Source organism: Mesorhizobium sp. M1409 (assembly GCF_040317535.1).
Lineage (GTDB): Bacteria > Pseudomonadota > Alphaproteobacteria > Rhizobiales > Rhizobiaceae > Mesorhizobium.
The window spans coordinates 1-770 of record NZ_JAMYKV010000154.1; the positions used below are offsets into that span (position 1 = coordinate 1).

A 770-nucleotide genomic window follows, 5' to 3' on the forward strand; every position below is an offset into this window, starting at 1 on the left:
TAGTCGGCGCCGCCGATCTGATCGGCGCCGCGCTTGGTCATGTTGACGAGATGAGGCACGATATCGCCGTCGATCTCCTTCGGATTGACGAAATGCGTCATGCCGAATCTCTCGCCCCAGGCCTTCTTGTCGTTGTTTAAATCGACGCCGATGATCATGTCGGCGCCGGCGAGCTTCAGGCCCTGGATGACGTTGAGGCCGATGCCTCCGAGACCGAAGACCACTGCGGTCGCCCCTTGCTCGACCTTGGCGGTGTTGATGACAGCACCGATGCCGGTGGTGATGCCGCAGCCGATGTAGCAGATCTTGTCGAAGGGCGCGTCCGGGTTGACCTTGGCCAGCGCGATCTCGGGCAGCACGGTGAAGTTGGAGAAGGTCGAACAGCCCATGTAATGAAAGATCTTGTCCTTGCCGATCGAGAAGCGCGACGAGCCGTCGGGCATCAACCCTTGCCCCTGCGTGGCGCGGATCGCCGTGCACAGGTTGGTTTTTCGCGACAGGCAGGACGGGCACTGCCGGCATTCCGGTGTGTAGAGCGGGATGACGTGATCGCCCTTCTTGACCGAGGTGACGCCCTTGCCGACATCGACGACGATGCCGGCACCCTCATGGCCGAGGATCGCCGGAAACAGGCCTTCGGGATCGGCGCCAGACAGCGTGAATTCGTCGGTATGGCAGATGCCGGTCGCCTTGATCTCGACCAGCACCTCGCCCTCGCGCGGACCGTCGAGGTCGACCTCCATGATCTCCAACGGCTTTCCGGCGGCGAC

The 770-nt window shown here is 62.6% G+C and carries 1 protein-coding gene; it reads right to left on the reverse strand.

The features are described from left to right. The coding region (locus tag NKG99_RS35790) for an alcohol dehydrogenase catalytic domain-containing protein (protein ID WP_352874182.1) at positions 1-770 on the reverse strand (770 nt) is incomplete at both ends.